The following is a 20,333-nucleotide window of genomic DNA, read 5'->3' as shown; positions in this document are numbered from 1 at the left end:
GGCCGGATTGTGGCGGCTTTCAGCGCCATCGCGCGCAATGCACGGCTTCCGTTAGGGTATGGCTGGACAATCCGGCGGTTCGTCCCACAATGGAGCGAAAAGCATGACGCAAAAGCGCAAGGGGAGGAATGTAATGCTCGGACTGATGCAACAGTGGCCGCTGCTTTGCCACAAGCTCCTCGACAACGCGGCCACGCAGCATGGCGGGCGCGAGATCGTGTCACGTTCCATCGAAGGGCCGATTGTCCGCACCACCTATGCCGACATACACCGTCGCGCCTTGAAGGTAGCGCAGCGGCTGGAGCGCGACGGCTATGGTTTGGGCGACCGCATCGCGACCCTCGCCTGGAATACATCGCGCCACATCGAGACCTGGTACGGCATCATGGGTGTTGGCGCTGTCTATCACACGCTCAATCCACGCCTGTTTCCTGAGCAGATCACCTGGATCATGAACAACGCCGAGGACAAGGCGATCTTCGTCGATCTGACCTTCATGCCGCTGCTCGAGAAGATCGCCGGCGCGGTCAAGTCGCTGAAACAGGTGATCGTGCTCACCGACAACGCGCACATGCCGCGGACGGCACTCCCCAATGTCGTCGCCTACGAAGAATGGCTTGATGAGGCCGATGGCGATTTCGCCTGGAAGACCTTTGATGAAAATACCGCCGCCGGCATGTGCTATACCTCGGGCACGACAGGCGACCCGAAGGGCGTGGTCTACAGCCATCGTTCCAATGTGCTGCATGCCATGATCGCCGCGATGCCTGACGCGATGGGCATATCGTCGCGTGAAACCATCTTGCCGGTCGTGCCGATGTTCCATGCCAATGCCTGGGGCCTCGGCCAGAGCGCGCCGATGATCGGCGCCAAGCTGGTCATGCCCGGCTGCAAGATGGACGGCGCCTCGATCTACGAACTGCTCGACACCGAGAAGGTGACTTTCAGCGCCGCCGTGCCAACGGTGTGGATGATGCTGCTGCAATATCTGGAGGAAACCGGCAACAAGCTCCCTTTTCTGAGCAAGGTTGTCATTGGCGGCTCGTCTTGTCCGCGCACGGTCATGCAGAAATTCCAAGACAATTATGGTGTCCAGGTCATCCACGCCTGGGGCATGACGGAAATGTCGCCGCTCGGCACGCTGTGCACGCTGAAGCCGGAATATGCCGGCCTTGAGGGCGACGCCCGGCTCGCGGTGCAGCAGAAGCAGGGTTACCCGCCCTTCGGCGTCGAAATGAAGATCACCGACGACGACAACAAGGCGCAACCATGGGATGGCAAGACATTCGGACGCCTGAAAGTGCGCGGGCCCGCTGTTGCCAACGCCTACTATGGCGGTGTCGGTTCCGATCAGTTCGACGAGAATGGCTGGTTCGATACCGGCGATGTCGCCCATGTCGATGCCGGTGGCTACATGCAGATCACCGATCGCGCCAAGGATGTCATCAAGTCCGGTGGCGAGTGGATTTCGACGATCGATCTCGAGAACCTTGCGGTCGGCCATCCAGACGTGGCCGAGGCCGCGGCGATCGGCGTCCATCATTCGAAATGGGGTGAGCGGCCTTTGCTGGTCATCGTCCGTAAGCCCGGCAAGGAGCCGACCAAGGCCGACATTCTCGATTTCATGAACGGCAAGGTGGCCAAGTGGTGGATGCCGGACGATGTCGCCTTCGTTGGTGAAATCCCGCACACCGCCGCCGGCAAAATCCAGAAAATCACGCTGCGCCAGCAATTCAAGGACTATCGGCTGCCGACGGATTGACCTTGATGTTGCGTCTTCACATCAACCCTCCGCCAAACGGCATGAGGTAAAACAGAAGTGCTTCAACCCGGGCGCACTTTGCTCTAAACCTTCGCTCGGGTTGGGGCAGTGCAGAAAATAATGGCTAATATTCCCGAACGGCAAACGTCGAAGGCCGCCGGCTGGTCGCGGCGCACCGCTGCTTTTTCGGCGGTTCTGCTGCTGACCGTCTTCGTCGGCCATCGCTACGGCCTGGTGGAAACACCGACCTTTCTGTGGGTGCTCGGCATTGTCGCACTGCTTGCGGCTCTGGCGCTGTTGCTTGCCGGGCTTGCCTTTTCCAGACTGTGGAATTTCGGCGATCGCGGTGGCCGCGACCTGACCGTTGGCGCTTTGCTGGCGCTTCTGGTGCTCACGCCCTTTGGCGTCGCCGTCTATTGGGCGACCATCTATCCGCCGCTCAGGGATATTTCGACGGATCTCGACAATCCGCCGGTGCTTGATGTCGGCGACCGGACAAAGGATATGAACGTGCTTTCTGCGGCTACGCCCGGCGAGCAGCAGCTGCAGACCGATAGCTATCCGCTCGTGACCGGACGCAGCTACAATCTGCCTTTCGAAAGCGTTCTGCAGGCAGTGGAGACTGTACTCGATCGCCGGGATTGGGAGTTGACCGATCCTTATCCCGACGCGAGTGCTCAAAGTACGGCAACGATAAATGCCTTGGCAAAGGGTTTTGTGCTCGGCCTGCCCGCAGATGTTTCGATCCGTATAACGGATGACGGTGATGCGATCGTTGTGGATATGCGCTCGGCATCGCGCTATGGCCGCTATGATCTCGGCGACAACGCTGCACGGATCACCGGTTTTCTGGCGGAGTTGGACCAGGAAGTTGCCGGGCAGGTGGGTGCGGCGCCGGCCGACTGATACCTACGCGGCGGGCGTGAAGACGCCGTCGATGGCCGCAGCGCCGTCGGTACGGACCAGACCACGCGCGACCAGATCCTCGATATGGGCAAGCACCGACAGGCTGGCGGCTCCGTGCAGGCGCGGGTCGGTATCGCGGTAGATGGCCTTGACCATGTCTGGGATTGTCCGGTCGCCGCTCCGGATGCGCTCCAGAATGGCCCGCTCACGCATCTTGCGGTGGGTTTTCAGACCGCGCATGAAGTTTCGCGGCGCGGTAACTGGCCCGCCATGGCCGGGCAGCAGCAGCCGGTCATCGCGCTCTATCAGCCGGTCCAGCGAGGCTATGTAATCGGCCATCGCCCCGTCGGGCGGCGCAACGATCGACGTCGCCCATCCCATCACATGATCGGCTGAAAACAGGATGCCGGTACCTTCCAGCGCGAAGGCGGCATGATTGGCGGTGTGACCTGGCGTCAAAACCGTCCTGATCGACCAACCGTCTCCGTCGATGATCTCGCCGTCAGGCAAGGCGACATCGGGAATGAAAGCTGTGTCGGCGCTGGCATCCAGCGGATTGGTCTCACCGACTCGCAAGGGCCTTGCCGGGCGGTGCGGACCTTCGGCCAGAACCACGGCGCCGGTTCGCTGCTTCAGCTGGGCCGCCAATGGCGAGTGGTCGCGATGCGTATGGCTGACAAAGATATGGCTGACGGGCCTGTTCCCGATCACCTCGAGCAATGTCTCGAGGTGCGCTTCGTCTTCTGGCCCGGGGTCGATCACCGCCAGCGTATCGCGCCCAATGATGTAGCTGTTGGTGCCGTGAAATGTGAATGGACTTGGATTTCTGGCGGTGACCCGATTCACATCCGGCGCGACCGCAACGCCCTGGCCGTAGGACGGATCGAAGCTGGTGTCGAATTTGAGGGCCATCGTGAACTGTGCTCTGTTTCGTGAAGCGGCAAAACCGATTGCCGCATAACACGGAAGCCAATATAGGAAAACGCGAGGCCGTAATCATCGGATAGGCGGCAATCGGAATGGGGAAGACCATGGCAATTGCAACCACGATGCGTCCGCTGATTTCTCTTGCCTTGCCTGAAAAGGGCGCGGCGCGTCTGGCGACGCAGCTTTTCCTCGCGATTGTTGGAACCCTGGTGCTGACTTTGTCGGCCAAGACCAAGGTTGTACTCGGGCCTGTCGACATTTCGATGCAGACACTGGCCGTGTTTCTGATCGCCGCTGCCTTCGGCATGCGCCTCGGCGTCGCCACGCTGCTGCTCTACATGGCCGAAGGCGCCATGGGCCTCCCAGTCTTCCAGGGCACGCCCGAAAAGGGCATCGGCATGGTTTACATGCTTGGCTCGACGGGCGGCTATCTGGCCGGCTTCGTGATCATGGCCGCGATTGTCGGCTGGGCCGCCGATCGTGGCTGGGATCGCCACCCGATCAAGCTTTTCAACGCGATGCTCGTTGCCGAGGTGGTCATGATGGCCATGGGCTTTGCCTGGCTGGCGCTGCTGATCGGTCCTGAAAAGTCATGGCAGTTCGGCGTCGTGCCGTTCATCGTCGGCGATCTGATCAAGGTCGCGCTGGCCGCGAGCCTGGTGCCGGCTGTCTGGTCGCTGCTGAAGCGCTCCTGAGTTTTCCGGAAGCCGTCCGCCGCGATTCTTACCGGTAGCCATGCTGGCTAAGGTAATTTTCGGCCGCGGGCGTCGGTTTAGACCAGGGCTTGGCGCCAAGCCAAGCCTTGCTCGGGGCTGAACCTCTCGCCGTGAAACGGCTGAACAGGGACAATGAAAAAAAGGACGGCACTTATCACCGGCATTACCGGCCAGGACGGCGCCTATCTGGCGGAGCTCCTTCTGGCGAAAGGCTATGATGTCCACGGGATCAAGCGGCGTTCCTCGTCCTTCAACACCGGTCGCATCGACAATCTCTACCAGGACCCGCATGAGGAAAATGTGCGGCTGTCACTTCACTATGGTGACATGACCGATGCCACTAACCTCATCCGCATTGTTCAGGAAGTGCAACCGGATGAGATCTACAACCTCGCTGCACAGTCACATGTTCAAGTGAGCTTCGAAACGGCCGAGTATACGGCGAACGCGGATGCGCTGGGCACACTGCGTCTTCTCGAGGCCATCCGCCTGCTTGGTCTCGCCGAACAAACCCGGTTCTATCAGGCGTCTACGTCCGAACTCTACGGCAAGGTTCAAGAGGTTCCGCAGAAGGAGACGACGCCGTTTTACCCACGATCGCCCTACGCGGCGGCCAAGATCTATGCCTATTGGATTACGGTGAACTACCGCGAGGCCTATGGCATCCATGCTTCCAACGGCATTCTGTTCAACCATGAGAGCCCGAAGCGCGGGGAGACATTCGTCACTCGCAAGATCACGCGCGCCGCAGCCGCGATAAGTCTCGGCCTGCAGGACAAGCTCTATCTGGGCAACCTCTCAGCCGAACGCGACTGGGGCCATGCGCGCGACTACGTCGAGGGCATGTGGCGGATTGTGCAGCGGGATGTTGCCGACGACTATGTGCTGGCCACCGGCGTGAAAAACTCGGTCCGCCGCTTTGTCGAATTGGCGTTTGCCGAAGTGGGCATCGATATCAGATGGACTGGATCGGGCGTGGAGGAAAAGGGCATCGACGGCAAGTCCAGCCGCGTCCTGGTCGAGGTCGACCCGCGCTATTTCAGGCCGACCGAGGTGGAGCAGCTCGTCGGCGATGCCTCAAAAGCCGAGAAGGTCCTCGGCTGGAAGGCGACAACTCCACTCGCTGCGATGATCTCCGAAATGGTCCGCTCGGATCTTCTCGTGGTCAGACGCGAGGCCGAACACAGGCGGCTGGATGAGGAGCGCGTTCGCCCCATCGTCCAGTAGGGGGCGGCCGGCTGGGCCGAGATGAAATCCTGATTCCATCACCGTCGACAATCCACCGCGAATCTCGGCGCTTCTGATGACGTTTGCCTGGATCGCCGCTATGATTCGTTCACAAGGGCCTCTTCGAACGTTGAGCCAGTGGCGTGACCTGCTTGAGATCGACCACACGATGATAAATTGCCTGTTCCAGTCAGGAGGGCGCCGATGTCAGTTGCAATGATGCCCATGTCGGTTGCAAAGATGAATGTGTGCTTGCGCAGGCGGGCCATGGAAGACAATCCGCCGCAACAAGAGGGTGGCTCGTTTGTCATGCCCCAAGATTGACAAGTCTCCGTGTGAAACCTAAGCACGGGCCACTTGTGACTGGGCTGGGGGGCTTCGGCAAATCAAGGAGAGCTTCTTGAAAGGGATCATCCTTGCGGGAGGCAGTGGAACGCGTCTCTATCCACTGACATTAGCAATATCTAAGCAAATCCTTCCGATATACGACAAGCCGATGATCTATTATCCGCTGAGCGTATTGATGCTCGCTGGAATCCGCGAAATTCTGGTTATTTCAACGCCACGCGATCTGCCGGTTTTCAGGGATCTGCTTGGCGACGGCTCCGAGTTCGGGATCGACTTGTCCTATGCCGAACAGCCGCATCCCAATGGTCTCGCGGAGGCTTTCATCATTGGCCGCGACTTCATCGGCAAGGACAGCGTGTCGATGATTTTGGGCGACAACATCTATTTCGGCGAAGGCCTGTCGCGTCTCTGCCTGGAAGCAGCCTCGCGAGAAAGCGGCGCTTCTGTGTTCGCCTATCATGTCGAGGATCCTGAACGCTATGGCGTGGTTTCGTTCGACAAGGTCACCGGCACCGCCCTGACGATCGAGGAAAAACCGCTGAAGCCCAAGTCCAACTGGGCAGTCACCGGCCTCTATTTTTACGACAACGAAGTCGTGGACATCGCACCGACGATCCGGCCATCGGCACGCGGCGAACTCGAGATCACGGCCCTCAACAATATCTATCTCGAGCGCGGGCAACTTCATGTTCACCAGCTCGGCCGTGGCTATGCCTGGCTCGACACGGGTACCCATGACAGTCTGCATGAAGCGTCCTCATTCGTGCGAACGATCGAACACCGCCAGGGCATAAAGGTGGCCTGCCCGGAAGAGATCGCCTTCGAGCAGGGCTGGCTGACCGCGGACAAGGTTCTGCAGCGCGCCGCCCGTCTGGGAAAGAACGAATATGCCGCCTATCTGCGCAAGCGCGTCATCGACCTGTCGGAGGGGTAGATGCTGGAAGTAAGATCGCTCGGCCTCGAAGGCGTGCTCGAAATCATTCCGAGGCGGCATGGCGATGCGCGGGGCTTCTTTATCGAGACCTATAATGAGGAGCGGTTCGCGGAGGCCGGGATCGACCTGCGTTTCGTGCAGGACAATCATTCCTACTCTGCCGCCGCCGGTGTATTGCGCGGCCTTCACTACCAGCTTGCGCCTCGCGCTCAAGACAAACTGCTGCGCGTTATCAGAGGCGCGATCCTGGATGTCGCGGTTGATATCCGCCGTGGCTCGAGCAGTTTTGGCAAGTGGCTGGCTCTCGAAATCTCTGCTGAAAAAGGCAATCAGATTCTGGTGCCGAAAGGCTTTGCGCATGGCTTTGTGACGCTCGTGCCGGACACCGAGGTTCTGTACAAGGTCACTGACACCTATTCGCCGCAGCATGATCGGTCGATCCGTTTCGACGACCCTGCAATAGGGATCGAATGGCCAGCGGTCGCTGACGGGTTTCAACTCTCCGACAAGGATCTCAAGGCGCCGCTGCTCGCCGCCACCGAGGTGTTTGCATGAAGGCTGTTGGACCAAGGAATGTTCTCATGAGGAGAGCGGCATGAACTTCCTGGTAACCGGCGGCGCCGGTTTCATAGGCTCGGCCGTCTGCCGGCATTTGTGCGCCAATCCGGCATACCGCGTGACCAATCTCGACAAGCTCACCTATGCCGGCAACCTTGCCTCGCTACGGCCGATCGAGAATGCGCACAACTACCGGTTCGAGCAGGCCGATATCTGCGACGATGGGGCAGTCCTCGACATATTGCGCCGTGATGACATCGACATTGTCATGAACCTCGCAGCCGAGAGCCATGTCGACCGGTCGATCGATGGGCCAGGCGCTTTCATCGAAACCAACATTGTCGGCACCTATCGAATTTTGAATGCCGCGCTCGAATACTGGCGCGGCCTGAGCGACGAGCGCAAAGGCCAGTTTCGCTTCCATCATGTCTCGACGGACGAAGTGTTCGGCGATCTTCCCTTTGACGGCGGCCTGTTCGTCGAGGAGACGCCTTACGCGCCATCCTCGCCCTATTCCGCCTCAAAAGCGGCGTCGGACCATCTGGTGCGGGCCTGGCACGAAACCTACGGCCTGCCGGTGGTGCTTTCCAACTGCTCGAACAATTACGGGCCCTATCATTTTCCCGAAAAGCTGATCCCGCTGGTCATCCTGAACGCGCTTGATGAAAAGCCGCTGCCGGTCTACGGCGCCGGCGCCAATGTGCGCGACTGGTTGTTCGTCGAGGACCACGCACGCGCGCTGGAACTGGTCGCGACCAGGGGCCGCCCGGGTGAGAGTTACAATGTAGGCGGTAATTCGGAACGCACAAACCTGAGTGTCGTCGAGACCATCTGCGATCTTCTCGACGTCAGGCGGCCGCGAGCCAGCGGCAAGAGCCACCGGGACCTGATCGCCTTCGTCACCGATAGGCCCGGCCACGACCGCCGCTATGCAATCGACGCCTCGAAGATCGGCCGTGATCTCGGCTGGACGCCAAGGGAGAGCTTCGACAGCGGCCTCGCCAGAACAGTCGACTGGTACCTGGACAACAAATGGTGGTGGGCGCCGATTCGCGAACAGAGCTATGCCGGAGAACGGTTGGGTGAAGCACGGAAGGTGGCGACGTGAGACTGGTCGTCACCGGCCGTGAGGGCCAGGTCGTTGCAAGCCTTCTGGAAGTCGGGCAAAGGCACCAGGGCATCGAAGTCGTTGCCATCGGCCGGCCTCAGCTTGATCTGCTGAAGCCCGACACGGTTTTCGAAGCGCTTGCCGCATCGAGACCCGACATCGTCGTCTCGGCTGCCGCCTACACGGCTGTCGACCAGGCCGAGGACGAGCCGGAAATTGCCTTCGCGATCAACGCTGTCGGTGCCGGAAAGGTCGCCGAAGCGGCAGCAAGGCTTGGCGTTCCCGTCATTCACCTTTCGACCGATTATGTCTTCGACGGCAGCGCGACTTCAGCCTATGTCGAGACCGACGCGACAGGACCGCGCAGCGTCTACGGCGCCTCGAAACTTGCCGGAGAACAAGCGGTGGCCACCGCCAACCCGCGCCATCTGATCCTGCGCACCGCATGGGCCTACAGCCCGTTCGGCAAGAATTTCGTCAAAACCATGCTGAGGCTAGCCGTTGATCGCGACGAGATTTCTGTGGTTTCCGATCAATGGGGGAACCCCACCTCGGCGCTTGATATTGCCGACGGAATCCTGCACGCGGCGACAGTGCTGCGTGGCAACAAGGACTTCGGTGCGTTCGGCGTCTACCATCTGGCTGGAACCGGCGAGACCAACTGGAGCGGTTTTGCGCGCTACGCGCTGGACACAAGCCGAGCACTTGGTGGTCCTTATGCGCGGGTGCGCGACATCGCTACGGTCGATTACCCAACCAAGGCGCGACGCCCAGCCAATTCGCGGCTTTCGACAGAGAAACTCACCGCGACCTTCGGATGGACGGCGCCGCAATGGCAGAAGTCAGCCGAAGCGATAGTACGTCGCCTCCTGATCGAAGAGACGAGATAGCATGGAACCTGTGGATCGACAGGGTTACGGAGGATTTTGATGAGCGTTCAGTTGTTCGTACCGAGTTTCCGCATTGAAGAGTGTCTTGCGGGAATTCGCGAGTGCCTTGAAAAAGGATGGACGGGGCTTGGCTTCAAGACAGCCGAATTTGAAGAAGCGTGGAAAAATTATACGGGACTCCCTCATGCCCACTTCTTGAACTCTAACACTGTTGGCCTGAATCTGGCTTTTGAGATGTTGAAATCAAAGTATCGGTGGAGCGATGACGATGAAGTCATTACGACACCACTGACTTTCGTTTCGACCAATCACGCTATTCTTTATGCTGGCCTTAAGCCCGTATTCGCAGACGTTGATGAATCCCTTTGCCTTGATCCTGAAAGCGTTACGAGGCTGATTACCGACAAGACAAAAGCGCTGGTTTTTGTTGGCATGGGAGGCAACGTGGGTCAGTATCACCGGATACTGGAGGTTTGTCGTGCGCATGACATTAAACTGGTGCTCGATGCAGCTCATATGTCGGGCACTCGCGTCGACGGAAAGCATGTAGGCGGCGATGCTGACGTATCTGTATTCAGCTTTCAAGCCGTCAAAAATCTTCCCACCGCCGACTCGGGAATGATTTGTTTCAAGGAAGCAGAGGATGACGAGCGGGTTCGCAAGCTGACCTGGTTGGGTATCAACAAGGATACATATGCCCGCACTGCGGCCCAGGGCGCTTACAAATGGATGTATGATGTCGAAGAGGTAGGGTACAAATATCACGGCAACTCGATCATGGCTGCCATGGCTATCGTCCAACTGAAGTATCTCGATATCGACAATTCATTTCGTCGCCAACTGGCGGTCTGGTACCATCAGCACCTTGACGGGCACAACCGCGTCAGGGTCGTGCCGACAGCGAAGGGATGTGAATCCGCTCAGCACCTTCTTCAGATACGTGTGCAGAATCGGGACAACCTTATGCTTGCCTTGAACGAACATGGCGTCTATCCGGGCGTTCATTATCGCGACAACACCGACTACCGGATGTACGCCTTTGCCGCCGGCACTTGCCCGCACGCGACCGCGGCGAGCAAGGAAATTATATCACTGCCGCTGCACCTTCGCATGAGCAAGGCGGATGTGGATCTGGTCTCCGAGCTGGTGCTTAAATACGCCCAATGAAACAGCAAGTTGCTCCTTTCGGAGATGGTACGGTTGTCTTGAGGCTCATGGAGGAGCGAGATCTTGAGACAATCCTCGGCTGGCGCAACCGAGATGATGTACGTGTCTGGTTCAAGACATCCGACAAAATCACTTTTACTGGCCATGTTGCGTGGTACAATAGCTACCTTCAGAAGGAAGATGATTATTTCTTCATGGTCGAAGCAGATGGGAAATCTGTCGGTCAATGTGCCATCTACGGTGTCGATATCGAGGCTGGAAGCGCAGAAATCGGTCGATTTATTGTTGCTCCAGGGATGGCCGGCAAAGGGTATATCTCGCACTCTTGTGCCGAGCTTATGAAGTTCGGAACCGGCGTCCTGAATCTTTCCTATTTATTCCTTGAAGTCCTAGAAAGGAATGAAAAGGCCATCCGGCTATACGCGCGGCGCGGCTTTGTCGAAGAAAGTCGCTCCGGGGGGCTGGTTCGCATGGGCTTCGCTCAGGGCGGCGGCGCATGACTCAGAATGAGCAACTCTTCGCCGACGCTCTGGCCGCGTTGAAATTGTGGCGAGTTTGGACTTTCCTGGGCGTTCAGGACATCAAGGCGCGCTTCAGGCGCTCATTCATTGGCCCGCTATGGATCTTGTTGAATCTGGCATTTTTTGTTGGCGGCGCCGGCTTTGTCTATGGCGTGATGTTCGGCCAGCCCATGACCGATTTTTTGCCTTTCTTGATTACAGGTTTTGTCATTTGGGGGTACCTGCTGTCCTCTTTCACAGAGGCTGGCACGGCTTTCGTGAATTCCGAAGGGTACATAAAGCAATTCTCCTATCCCAAGCAGATTTACCTTTTTCGCGCACTCGTGGCATATAGCATTAACCTGCTGATCGGCTTCTCTGCTGTTATCGCGATGCAACTGGTTCTACGCAACTTCAACATCTTGGGCTGGTTGGTCGCCGTTCCCGGCATGGCGCTGTTACTAATTGCCGTCCTCGGTCATATTGTCATTTCAGCGTATGTCGGTACCCGCTTTCGGGATCTTCCTTTCGCGCTAGCTGGCATTCTACAGGTTGTGTTTTTCGTTACCCCAATCATGTTCCCGATCAAAGTGCTTCAGGCCAAACATCTTGATTTCGTATATCAGTATAATCCGCTTTATTATCTGATCGACATTGTTCGCCACCCTATACTCGAAGGGGCGGCCGCCGCCCCTGAAAATTACATCTTGGCAATTCTTTACATCGTTGTGGTTTGGATCGTCGCCGCCGCGGTCGCTCGCCGCTTCGACAATCGTTTGGTCTTTCTTCTATGACCGAACTCGCAATCAGCCTCGCCGACGTAGGAATCCGGTTTCAAGGCGAGCGCAACAGCGGCGGCTTGAAGGATTGGTTGGCCGGTCGCTTGACAGGCCGAACGTCCGGCCCGTCCACGTATAGTGTGGACGCTCTTCGTCACGTGGATCTTCACATCGGCAGCGGCGAACGTGTTGGCCTGATAGGCCTCAACGGTGCGGGCAAAAGCACGCTGCTGAAAGTTATGGCAAAGATCTATCCTCCAACATCCGGAAGAGTCGCGGTACGTGGACATATCTGCCCGATGTTCGAGTTTGCGACGGGTTTCGAGATGAATCAGTCGGGTTGGGACAATATTCGCATCCGCGGTCTTTTGCTTGGCATGTCACCCGCAGAGATCGAGGAGAAATTGCCCGAGATTGGGGCGTTTACCGAACTCGGAGAATTTCTGGATTACCCCGTTCGTACTTATTCAGCGGGAATGTTTGTTCGTCTCGCCTTCGCGGTGTCGACCAGCATCAATCCCGAGATCTTGCTGATCGACGAGGTGATGGGCGCTGGCGACATCAAGTTTGCGGACAAGGCAAAGCGCCGGATGTACGAGTTCATGGAGCAGGGCAAGATATTGGTCTTTGCAAGCCATGCGCCAGCCCTTTTGGAATCTTTTTGCAAGCGCACCGTCTGGCTTGACGCGGGTGGCATTCGAATGGACGGGGAAACGTTCGAAGTACTCGAATCCTATTCGCGCGCAAACTTACCCAACGCATGATTGGCTAAATTACCATGAAAGTCAGAGACATTATCAGGGATACCATATGGATGCCGGGGCGCGGATATTCTGGCGACCACAAGCCGGCCATATCTATCTTGCTGCCGACCTATCGGCGAGGTGCCAGCGGACTCTTTCGCCGAGCAGTCGAATCCGTTCTTGGGCAGACGCTAGAAGACATCGAGCTCATCATCGTTGATGATGCAAGCACGGATGGGACTGCCGATCAGATTTCCGAGTTCATGCGCGACGACGGCCGCGTGAGTTGTCTACTACATCCGCGTAACATCGGGCTTCCTGCTGTCTCCGAATTCGAGGCATTTGCCAAGGCTCGGGGCAACTTCATCGCATTCGCCTTTGATGATGACTTCTTCTACCCGGACGCTATGGAGCAGTTACTCAAGCATAGCTTGCTCAATCCGAATCGGGTTTGCTATGGCAACGCCATATGGCGGGTTCCGGATCAGGGAGCTCTCAACGGAGCGGTAGTCCGCCTTGGGCAGTCACTTTCATCATATAATTTGCGAAGCTCAAATGTAATAGCAAACTGCGCAGTTCTCTTGCCTAGATATATTGTCGATGAAATCGGATTCTATGATCCAAATATCCTGATGGTGAGGATATGCGACTGGGATCTGTGGCGCAGGGTTGGTGAGTTCTATCTATTGCATCATATCGATATTGATGTTGCCGAAGTGACGGGGCCAGCACAGGATGACTCTCTCGGCCGAACTTATCTCTTGCCCTCTGGGGCTTGCGATGAGTGGATGCGTGCAACCACCAGAGATCTCAGGCCGGAAGATCTCTACAATGTCGACGTGTTTGAAATTCTTCCGGGGCTATCCAGTTCCACTCAATCTGCCATCGTCGATCTAGCCGAGAATCATCTTGCGAAGCGCCCCTGGCTCAGGAAAAGCGACCAGCACCCAGCCGCCGAAACTGAAAAAACTATATTTGTACTAACTTATGAATATAATGCTTCGACTACGCTTTGTTTTGAATACCTTCCAAAATCTATTAGGGGTCGGATCAGGATCGTCTCTTTGCGAGATGGTCTGCCAATTTTAGAGTTGTCGCATGCTTCTTGCTTGATTGTTGTTCGATTTCTTGAATGCTACCAAGAATGGATTCGTGCAGCGATGGATATTTCCATTCCTGTGTACTATTTTATAGATGACAATCTTATGGAACTCTCATCAAAAGAAAATGTTAATATGCCCGAAGAGTTTTCTGTGGCTGTGATACGGCAGAAGTTGAGTAAATTTTCCGGCGTGATCGTCACAAGTCAAGCGCTAAATGACTATTTTTTAGATAATCTTATCCATAAAAACTTGTTTGTGTATCCGGTCAGTTATTCAAAGAGACCCATCTCGTTGGCGGCTCCGAGAGGAGTTTCTGGCGTGGCAGGCGCATTGATTCCTGATCTGGTAATTGCGTCTATTGGAGGAAGTCATAGGCAATTTGGACTCCGCGAAAGCATACTCCCTGCAGTTCAGAGACTTGCTGGCGAAGGGTATCGCATTCATTTTGTGCTATGTGGCGGCTCCGTTGAAGATCGTGAGCATTTATCGAAAATGGAGGGTGATAGCCGTATCAAGGTTACATTTGAACCGCTTCAATTAGATTGGAACCGTGCGCTATTGCAACTGGCGGAGCGCCGTCCTGATGTTCTCGTCCATGCGCCTAGCAGGACAATCAACAATAGGTACAAAACTCTGAATGTAGCTCTGTGCGCCTACGTCTTGGACGCTGTTCTTGTGGTTCCGAACGATAAGCCCTACGATATTCCGTCATTTGATGGCGCCGCAGTGAAAGTAGACCCGGTGCATGAGCCTAGAGCTTGGCTTCAGGCATTGATGGAACTCCTCTCAAACCGTCAAAGTTGGGATCGCTACAAGCAGGTTAATGCAACATTCTGCCGAACGCATTTTTCCGGAGAGCGGAATGTTGCAGTTTTGAATGAGATTATTGAGAATGCGCCGGCAGTTAATTCCACCCTCGTGGAATCCAGGCTGAAGGGATATTTTTCGAAGACGCCTGCCGATGCGGGTAATATACTAAATGAGTCGCTTAAAGGGAGTTTGCTCGAGCTTTCGGCGTTAAGGTCAAAAATTCGGCGTTATCGTCGTTTCAAGCCGCGCCTGTCTCGCGACGATCTTTGGCCACATGTGTCACCGGCCTTTGACGACATTCGTCGATATGTCGAAGCTAACAATATCCGTGGTGCCAACAATTATCTTGAATTATCGGATGCTATTCAACAGAAGGATTTTATCGAATACCTAGTTCCGATTAAGAGTGGAGAGATCAAGGCTATTTCGTGCGTATTTTCATCTGAGGGTCTTCATGAGGGATTATTGGGAATAGAGTTTGTTTCCCCTTCTGGTGAAATCGCAATTCAATCGACGGTTGCTCTCGAACGGGTAAGCCTTCAGTTGCCTGTGAGTTTCGATATGAAAGGAACTATAGTTCCGAAAGATGGAATATGGCGTCTTCGCCTGTTTGCGCGTTCAAATTGGCCAATTTACGCACTTGAATTTGTAACCTATTCGTATCTGGGCTGGACGCGCAAAATTATGGCTCCGTTTGCTGGGATCGAATACGTCAAGCCGGTGCAAATGGGAAACAAGGTTGGCAGCGGCCGCCTAGAGGAACATGCCTCGACGGCAGGGACTGCGGGGCAATCTTAGGTATTAGGTCTTGATTGAACGGTTTTCTGTGTCCGATCTTCTCGAAATTCTGATCATTATAGAGGCGGAGATCGCCACCACACACCTGGTTGAGCAGATCGTGAGGGCCTGTGGTGTACACGGGATTGAGTATAGAGTTCAGTTTCTGAACCAGCTTCAGAATGAGGACATCGCAACGGACACCATACCACTGTTCGTTCGATGCGCGGACCCTCTAGTTTTGTCGTGGACGCAGACATTGGTCGACGCAAATCGTTTATATGCATATTACATTGATGATAATTTCTGGCGTATCGTGGGGCACACTCCACTCGCAGCCTACTATAGGCATCCCGTTGTCAGAAAATCGCTGGAGTTTGCCGTCTCGCACGCACAGGCAGTAATTACCAATTCCGCCGAGTTGGCGAAGTTTGTCTCAAGTTTCAACGAACGTGTTGCAGTCCTGCCGACATTCTTTGATTTCTCTTTGATCGAGGGTGTGGAGCCTTCGCCCTCCGACGAAATTCGGATCGGCTTTGCCGGAAGTCCTTCGCGTGTTGATGATCTAGATTTGATTTCTCCGCTCATCGAGCGTGTCCTGGAGAGATTCCCTTGTGCGATATTTGAGTTTGCTGGCGCTCTGCCAAGGGGCATCGCAACTGGAGCGCGCGTCCGTTTTTTCCCTCATACTGGCGACTACAACGCATTTATCAAGTTTCAAGCCGGGAGGAATTGGGCAATCGGGTTAGCGCCGCTGATGGATCACGAGGCAAATCGCAGCAAGACCGATAACAAGTATCGTGAGTATGGCGCATGCCGTATCGCTGGCATATACTCGGACATTCCTCCCTATACTCAGGTCGTGAAAAGCCGGGTCACGGGATTGCTGGTCGACGGTCCCCATTCGTCTTGGTTCGAAGCGCTGACAACGCTTCTCGAACAGCCTACCATGCGAATGGCCATCGCAAATGCCGCGTTTAAGCATGTGAGGTCACAATATGACATATCAACTGTTTCCCAGGAGTGGGCACAATTTTTCAGGCGACTCGCAGACGAGAGCCCAACAAATCCGAAGCCGCTTGACCATGGCAGTCTGAATTTCTGGAGGATCCAGAGGCGGCTTGCGCGGGTAAAGCTTCATCTTGCGCTCGTTTACGAGGAAGGTGGGCTTCCGTTAGTTGCTCGACGTATTGCGAAGAAAATTCGAAGATTATGTTAAGCGACAGCCTTTCACGGCAGACGTTTGACTATGTAGGCCCGGCCGCCCGACCCAAGAGCCACGGTCTCGATACCTTTCAGAATTTTTCGTCCGGCTGTACGCACAATCTTCTGGATATATTGGTCAGAATATTGACGATGCAGGAACCGAACACCTTCGACCGTTTCGGTACTTTCGGCAATGTCGAGATCATCGCTTGGCCAGATCGTGAAGATACACGTCTCTTTTGTTACGCGAAGCAATTCGCTGACGACCAGGTCGATCTGACGGATGTGACCAAGCACCTCGAAACACAACACCAAATCAATTTCGCGGTCTCTAAAACAAGTTTGTAACCGTCTCCGTAGAGAAATAGCCCGTTAGGGAAGTTCTCTCTCGCTCTCTCTAGCATTTCAAGGAGGAATCGACGCCTATGTATTTGGCGCAACGGGTAAATTTATCACAAGTTTATCGTAGACAAGGCCGGTTCCGCAGCCGACTTCCAGAACCGATGGCTGATCACTTGCGGTGTGGCGGCAGACGATGTCGACCAATTCTTGTCGATGAGCAATTTCGGCTGAGGATCCCTGCCAAATCGCCTGAATCTCGTCGGCAACGTTGCTGACGTCCCAATTTTCCCAATCTCGGCTCATAGGAAAGGCCTATTGTTAAGATCGTGTCGCACGATAGACCCAACGAGGCAACCTTTCCAAGCCTCAAGCATCTTCAGAACATAAGCATTACCTAACGAGCGCCTTCTGAAAAAAATCTCTGGCGATGACCGCAAGTCCACAGTATGCGATACAGGACGGTGGGGGTCGGGGTTGGTGCGATGAAGTGGCGTGCAGGAGTCGAACGAAATTCGAGCCCGCACTTCGCTGGCGGCCAATTTCTTGAGCCTGGAGTCTAGTGCGGCCCAATGAATTCATACCTGGAAGCTGTGTTCGGACTTCGGCCGGAGATACGGCGCGCCTTTATCATGGTTCAGGACGCGGTCATGGTCCTGGTGGCCGTGGCGCTTGCCCTGGTGTTGTCGCGGTCGAATCTCTCCTTCGGCGCGCTCTCGCTTGCGGGTCTGGTGACATGGTCGAGCATCCTGCTGATCAGTCATTTGCTCTTTCGCTATTGCGGCCTCTACACCACCGTCTGGCGCTTTGCCTCGACGCCGGACTTTTTCAACATTCTGAAGAGCTGTCTGATTTTGACATTCGTGCTCTATGGGGTTTCGCTGCTCGTGCGCTCCTTTACGCCAGTGGCGGGCTTGAACGAGCGCCAGTTCATCGTCTTCCTCCTCGTCTCCTTCACGATCATCTCCGCGCCCAGGCTTTTCTACCGGTTCCTGCGTGACGGTGCGAGTTGGGGCATTATGGGCCGGAAAGCGGACAAGGCGCAGACCAAACAAGCGTTGTTCGTGGGCCGGCTCAGCGAGGCTGATCTGCTCGTTCGCTATACGCGCACGGCCGAGCCGGCCGATTATTCCATCGCCGGTATCATGGCGATCGAGCGTGGCGCCCCATTGGGCACCCGTATTCAAGGTGTCCCGGTGGTGGCCATCCGGCCCCGTCTGGTCGACGTTCTGGAGGACTATGCGAAGGGCACGAGGAGCCTTGATCTCCTGATTTTCGGCAATGGCGCCGAACATGAGATCGAGGAATATTCGGAGCTTGTCCGCGTTGCCCGGCACGGTGACATTGCGGTCGTTCAGTTTTCGGGTCTTTCCGAGCTGGGGCAGGGCGGCAAGCTTGTGCTTGACGCGGTTGAGATGGAAACGATCTTGCGCCGCCCTACGGTCGCATCCGATATCGAGCGTATTGGTGCGTTCGTCGACGGCAAACGCGTTCTGGTGACGGGGGGCGCCGGCTCCATCGGCCGAACGCTGGTCAAAAGATCGCTGGAGCTTGGGGCCAGTGCCGTGCTCGTCGCCGACAATTCAGAATTCGGAATTTTCCAGCTGAGCCAATACATCGACGAAAAACACCATGATCGGCTCAAGGTCCGCATTGTCGATGTCGCGAACCGGCCGCAGATGACGCGTGTTGTCACGGAATTCAAGCCCGACATCATCTTCCATGCCGCAGCGCTGAAGCACGTCCCGCTGCTTGAGGAAAACTGGGAATCCGCCATCCAGACAAACATTTTCGGAACGCTTGTCTGTGCGGAGGTTGCCGCTAAATGCGGAGTTCCGCAGTTCGTTCTTATCTCGAGTGACAAGGCTGTCGATCCGACATCCGTGCTTGGCGTGACAAAACGGGCCGCCGAACAAATTGTCAGCGCCTTGCATGAAATGCCCGCGATAGAATCGAGCGGGCGGCGCACCGCCACCAAGTTCATTGCTGTCCGATTTGGCAACGTCTTCGGCAGCAATGGATCGGTTGCGACCATTTTCCAGGCGCAGATCGAAGCGGGAGGGCCGGTCACCATAACGGACCGTCGCATGACGCGCTATTTCATGACCGTGGCTGAAGCCGTCGACCTCGTCATCATGTCGGCAAGCGACGCGGCTTCGCGCCAGGCCGAAGAGGATTACGCCGTCTACATGCTCGATATGGGCAAGCCCGTGCCGATCCTTGAAGTTGCCGAAACGATGATTCGCATGTCGGGAAAAAGTCCCTACACCGAGATTCCAATCCGATTTACCGGTATAAGACCGGGCGAAAAACTCCATGAAGTGCTTCACGGTGAAAATGAGGAACTTGTCGAACTCAGCATTTCGAAGATTTTTGGCCTGAGAACCGATGTCGCCGAGTGGTCTCGTGTCCAAGCCGCACTGGCCGAACTGCAAATGTCGGTGAAGAGCCAGGACAAGGCCCAGTCGCTTGCCGTGCTGGAAAGCCTTCATCGGTCGGAGGCGTCGCAGTCGGATACACCTCGTAGCATCGCCCCGAAAACGATCGGGCAGGCGGGCTGACCCAGGCTATTTGAATCTCGTGGCGAAAGAAGATCAACGCATTGCCATATTGATGGCCACGAGAGATGGCGCGGCCTTCATCGGGGAGCAGCTCGATTCACTGCTTGCGCAGACGCACCCACTTGTTGACCTGTGGGTTTCCGACGACGGTTCCAGCGACGACACGGTAGCCATCGTCAAATCGTGGGTAGGTCGCTGGAACAAGGGTAGCGTGTCCATGGTCGACGGACCAAGGCGAGGCTTCGCCGCCAATTTTCGCTCGATGATCGTCGACACCCGGATCGACGCCGATTGCTATGCCTTCTGCGACCAGGACGATATCTGGGAGCCTGACAGGCTGGAGACTGCTATCTGTTGGATGCAGGCGTTTGATGCAGAGATACCACTCATGTTTTGCTCGCGAACCGCAACCATGTCCGAGACAGGAAGCGTCATCGGTTGTTCGCCACTGTTCAGTCAGCCTCCCTCCTTTCGCAATGCCCTCGTGCAAAGCATTGCTGGCGGCAACACCATCCTGATCAACCGCGCGGCGCGTGATCTGGTGGCCAAGGCGTCCGCGAGCACCGAGTTCGTCAGCCACGATTGGTGGACCTATCTGGTCATCACCGCCGCCGGCGGCATTGTCCGTTACGATCCCCGGCCGTTGGTGCGATATCGTCAGCATGCGGCAAACCTAGTCGGGGCAAATGTGTCCTGGCGGGCAAGAATCTCCCGCCTCGGGCGTCTCTTCAAAGGAGAATTCGCCAACTGGACCGATCAGAACCTTGGCGGTCTTGCCGTCAATCGCGACATTCTTACGCGAGATGCGGCCGCTTGCCTTGACCTGTTCACAAAGTCGCGACAGGGCGGCTTGTTCCGTCGCCTCAGGCTGTTGCGCAAAAGCGGCGTCTATCGCCAGACGCTGGCTGGAACGCTTGGGCTCTACCTGGCATTCATCTGGCGGCGGATTTAGGGCCGTGTGGAATTCGAACA

General features: G+C 56.2%; 18 protein-coding genes. 16 read left to right on the top strand and 2 right to left on the bottom strand.

Annotated elements, in window-relative coordinates:
* Window positions 1-133 precede the first annotated feature (133 nt).
* Window positions 134-1,762 carry a fatty-acid--CoA ligase gene (locus GA829_RS27660; RefSeq protein ID WP_195175737.1) on the top strand — a complete coding sequence of 543 codons (1,629 nt, stop codon included), beginning with the start codon at window positions 134-136 and terminating at the stop codon, window positions 1,760-1,762.
* A gap of 120 nt (window positions 1,763-1,882) precedes the next feature.
* Entirely contained in the window at window positions 1,883-2,668 is a 786-nt protein-coding gene (locus tag GA829_RS27655; RefSeq protein WP_195175736.1) for a DUF1499 domain-containing protein, read from the top strand.
* A 3-nt stretch (window positions 2,669-2,671) separates the two neighbouring features.
* Here GA829_RS27655 and GA829_RS27650 read toward each other — a convergent pair whose 3' ends face one another.
* Complete coding sequence (locus GA829_RS27650) at window positions 2,672-3,580, bottom strand: MBL fold metallo-hydrolase (protein WP_195175735.1); 909 nt, start codon at window positions 3,578-3,580, stop codon at window positions 2,672-2,674.
* Between the two features lie 119 nt (window positions 3,581-3,699).
* On the opposite strand from GA829_RS27650, the gene GA829_RS27645 reads away from it, so the two are divergent.
* The 12 genes from GA829_RS27645 to GA829_RS27590 all read left to right on the top strand — a co-directional run bounded on the left by GA829_RS27645 (window position 3,700) and on the right by GA829_RS27590 (window position 16,474).
* Complete coding sequence (locus GA829_RS27645) at window positions 3,700-4,290, top strand: biotin transporter BioY (RefSeq protein ID WP_195175734.1); 591 nt, start codon at window positions 3,700-3,702, stop codon at window positions 4,288-4,290.
* A gap of 153 nt (window positions 4,291-4,443) precedes the next feature.
* Window positions 4,444-5,538 (top strand): GDP-mannose 4,6-dehydratase, encoded by a 1,095-nt coding sequence (gene gmd, locus GA829_RS27640; RefSeq protein WP_195175733.1) that lies wholly within the window; start codon window positions 4,444-4,446, stop codon window positions 5,536-5,538.
* A gap of 400 nt (window positions 5,539-5,938) precedes the next feature.
* The gene (rfbA, locus tag GA829_RS27635; protein ID WP_195175732.1) at window positions 5,939-6,820 is read left to right on the top strand and encodes a glucose-1-phosphate thymidylyltransferase RfbA; all 882 of its coding nucleotides are present in this window, start codon (window positions 5,939-5,941) and stop codon (window positions 6,818-6,820) included.
* A complete protein-coding gene (gene rfbC, locus GA829_RS27630) occupies window positions 6,821-7,375 on the top strand; it encodes a dTDP-4-dehydrorhamnose 3,5-epimerase (RefSeq protein WP_195175731.1) in 555 nt (184 codons plus the stop codon).
* A 40-nt stretch (window positions 7,376-7,415) separates the two neighbouring features.
* Window positions 7,416-8,486, top strand: coding sequence for a dTDP-glucose 4,6-dehydratase (gene rfbB / locus GA829_RS27625; protein ID WP_195175730.1), 1,071 nt, complete (start codon window positions 7,416-7,418; stop codon window positions 8,484-8,486).
* Window positions 8,483-9,376: a dTDP-4-dehydrorhamnose reductase gene (rfbD, locus tag GA829_RS27620; protein WP_195175729.1), complete on the top strand. Its 894-nt coding sequence runs from the start codon at window positions 8,483-8,485 to the stop codon at window positions 9,374-9,376. Before rfbB ends, rfbD begins: the two co-directional genes overlap by 4 nt.
* Window positions 9,377-9,415: 39 nt before the next feature.
* Entirely contained in the window at window positions 9,416-10,543 is a 1,128-nt protein-coding gene (locus tag GA829_RS27615; protein ID WP_195175728.1) for a DegT/DnrJ/EryC1/StrS family aminotransferase, read from the top strand.
* Complete coding sequence (locus GA829_RS27610; RefSeq protein WP_258051992.1) at window positions 10,540-11,043, top strand: GNAT family N-acetyltransferase; 504 nt, start codon at window positions 10,540-10,542, stop codon at window positions 11,041-11,043. Before GA829_RS27615 ends, GA829_RS27610 begins: the two co-directional genes overlap by 4 nt.
* Window positions 11,040-11,837 (top strand): ABC transporter permease, encoded by a 798-nt coding sequence (locus tag GA829_RS27605; protein WP_195175727.1) that lies wholly within the window; start codon window positions 11,040-11,042, stop codon window positions 11,835-11,837. The genes GA829_RS27610 and GA829_RS27605 overlap by 4 nt, the downstream gene beginning before the upstream one ends.
* Complete coding sequence (locus GA829_RS27600) at window positions 11,834-12,586, top strand: ABC transporter ATP-binding protein (RefSeq protein WP_195175726.1); 753 nt, start codon at window positions 11,834-11,836, stop codon at window positions 12,584-12,586. Before GA829_RS27605 ends, GA829_RS27600 begins: the two co-directional genes overlap by 4 nt.
* Before the next feature lie 14 nt (window positions 12,587-12,600).
* Window positions 12,601-15,276 (top strand): glycosyltransferase, encoded by a 2,676-nt coding sequence (locus tag GA829_RS27595; protein ID WP_195175725.1) that lies wholly within the window; start codon window positions 12,601-12,603, stop codon window positions 15,274-15,276.
* 10 nt (window positions 15,277-15,286) lie between these two features.
* Window positions 15,287-16,474 (top strand): glycosyltransferase family protein, encoded by a 1,188-nt coding sequence (locus GA829_RS27590; protein ID WP_258051991.1) that lies wholly within the window; start codon window positions 15,287-15,289, stop codon window positions 16,472-16,474.
* Window positions 16,475-16,485: 11 nt separating this feature from the next.
* Here GA829_RS27590 and GA829_RS27585 read toward each other — a convergent pair whose 3' ends face one another.
* Window positions 16,486-16,758 carry a hypothetical protein gene (locus GA829_RS27585; RefSeq protein ID WP_195175724.1) on the bottom strand — a complete coding sequence of 91 codons (273 nt, stop codon included), beginning with the start codon at window positions 16,756-16,758 and terminating at the stop codon, window positions 16,486-16,488.
* 614 nt (window positions 16,759-17,372) lie between these two features.
* Here GA829_RS27585 and GA829_RS27580 point away from each other — a divergent pair.
* Together GA829_RS27580 and GA829_RS27575 are read left to right on the top strand one after the other, a co-directional pair.
* The gene (locus GA829_RS27580; RefSeq protein ID WP_195175723.1) at window positions 17,373-19,361 is read left to right on the top strand and encodes a nucleoside-diphosphate sugar epimerase/dehydratase; all 1,989 of its coding nucleotides are present in this window, start codon (window positions 17,373-17,375) and stop codon (window positions 19,359-19,361) included.
* Complete coding sequence (locus GA829_RS27575) at window positions 19,270-20,313, top strand: glycosyltransferase family 2 protein (RefSeq protein ID WP_258051990.1); 1,044 nt, start codon at window positions 19,270-19,272, stop codon at window positions 20,311-20,313. The genes GA829_RS27580 and GA829_RS27575 overlap by 92 nt, the downstream gene beginning before the upstream one ends.
* Window positions 20,314-20,333 lie beyond the last annotated feature (20 nt).

The sequence above is a fragment of the Mesorhizobium sp. INR15 genome (assembly GCF_015500075.1).
Taxonomy (GTDB): domain Bacteria; phylum Pseudomonadota; class Alphaproteobacteria; order Rhizobiales; family Rhizobiaceae; genus Mesorhizobium.
Note: the sequence above shows the minus strand (reverse complement) of the source record. Positions and strands in the feature narration are given on the sequence as shown.

Excerpts from the sequence above, each read along its gene's own strand:
- GA829_RS27660 (WP_195175737.1), top strand. The coding sequence starts at position 134 with ATGCTCGGACTGATGCAACAGTGGCCGCTGCTTTGCCACAAGCTCCTC.
- GA829_RS27655 (WP_195175736.1), top strand. The coding sequence starts at position 1,883 with ATGGCTAATATTCCCGAACGGCAAACGTCGAAGGCCGCCGGCTGGTCG.
- GA829_RS27650 (WP_195175735.1), bottom strand. The coding sequence starts at position 3,580 with ATGGCCCTCAAATTCGACACCAGCTTCGATCCGTCCTACGGCCAGGGC.
- GA829_RS27645 (WP_195175734.1), top strand. The coding sequence starts at position 3,700 with ATGGCAATTGCAACCACGATGCGTCCGCTGATTTCTCTTGCCTTGCCT.
- gmd (WP_195175733.1), top strand. The coding sequence starts at position 4,444 with ATGAAAAAAAGGACGGCACTTATCACCGGCATTACCGGCCAGGACGGC.
- rfbC (WP_195175731.1), top strand. The coding sequence starts at position 6,821 with ATGCTGGAAGTAAGATCGCTCGGCCTCGAAGGCGTGCTCGAAATCATT.
- rfbB (WP_195175730.1), top strand. The coding sequence starts at position 7,416 with ATGAACTTCCTGGTAACCGGCGGCGCCGGTTTCATAGGCTCGGCCGTC.
- GA829_RS27615 (WP_195175728.1), top strand. The coding sequence starts at position 9,416 with ATGAGCGTTCAGTTGTTCGTACCGAGTTTCCGCATTGAAGAGTGTCTT.
- GA829_RS27610 (WP_258051992.1), top strand. The coding sequence starts at position 10,540 with ATGAAACAGCAAGTTGCTCCTTTCGGAGATGGTACGGTTGTCTTGAGG.
- GA829_RS27605 (WP_195175727.1), top strand. The coding sequence starts at position 11,040 with ATGACTCAGAATGAGCAACTCTTCGCCGACGCTCTGGCCGCGTTGAAA.
- GA829_RS27600 (WP_195175726.1), top strand. The coding sequence starts at position 11,834 with ATGACCGAACTCGCAATCAGCCTCGCCGACGTAGGAATCCGGTTTCAA.
- GA829_RS27595 (WP_195175725.1), top strand. The coding sequence starts at position 12,601 with ATGAAAGTCAGAGACATTATCAGGGATACCATATGGATGCCGGGGCGC.
- GA829_RS27580 (WP_195175723.1), top strand. The coding sequence starts at position 17,373 with ATGAATTCATACCTGGAAGCTGTGTTCGGACTTCGGCCGGAGATACGG.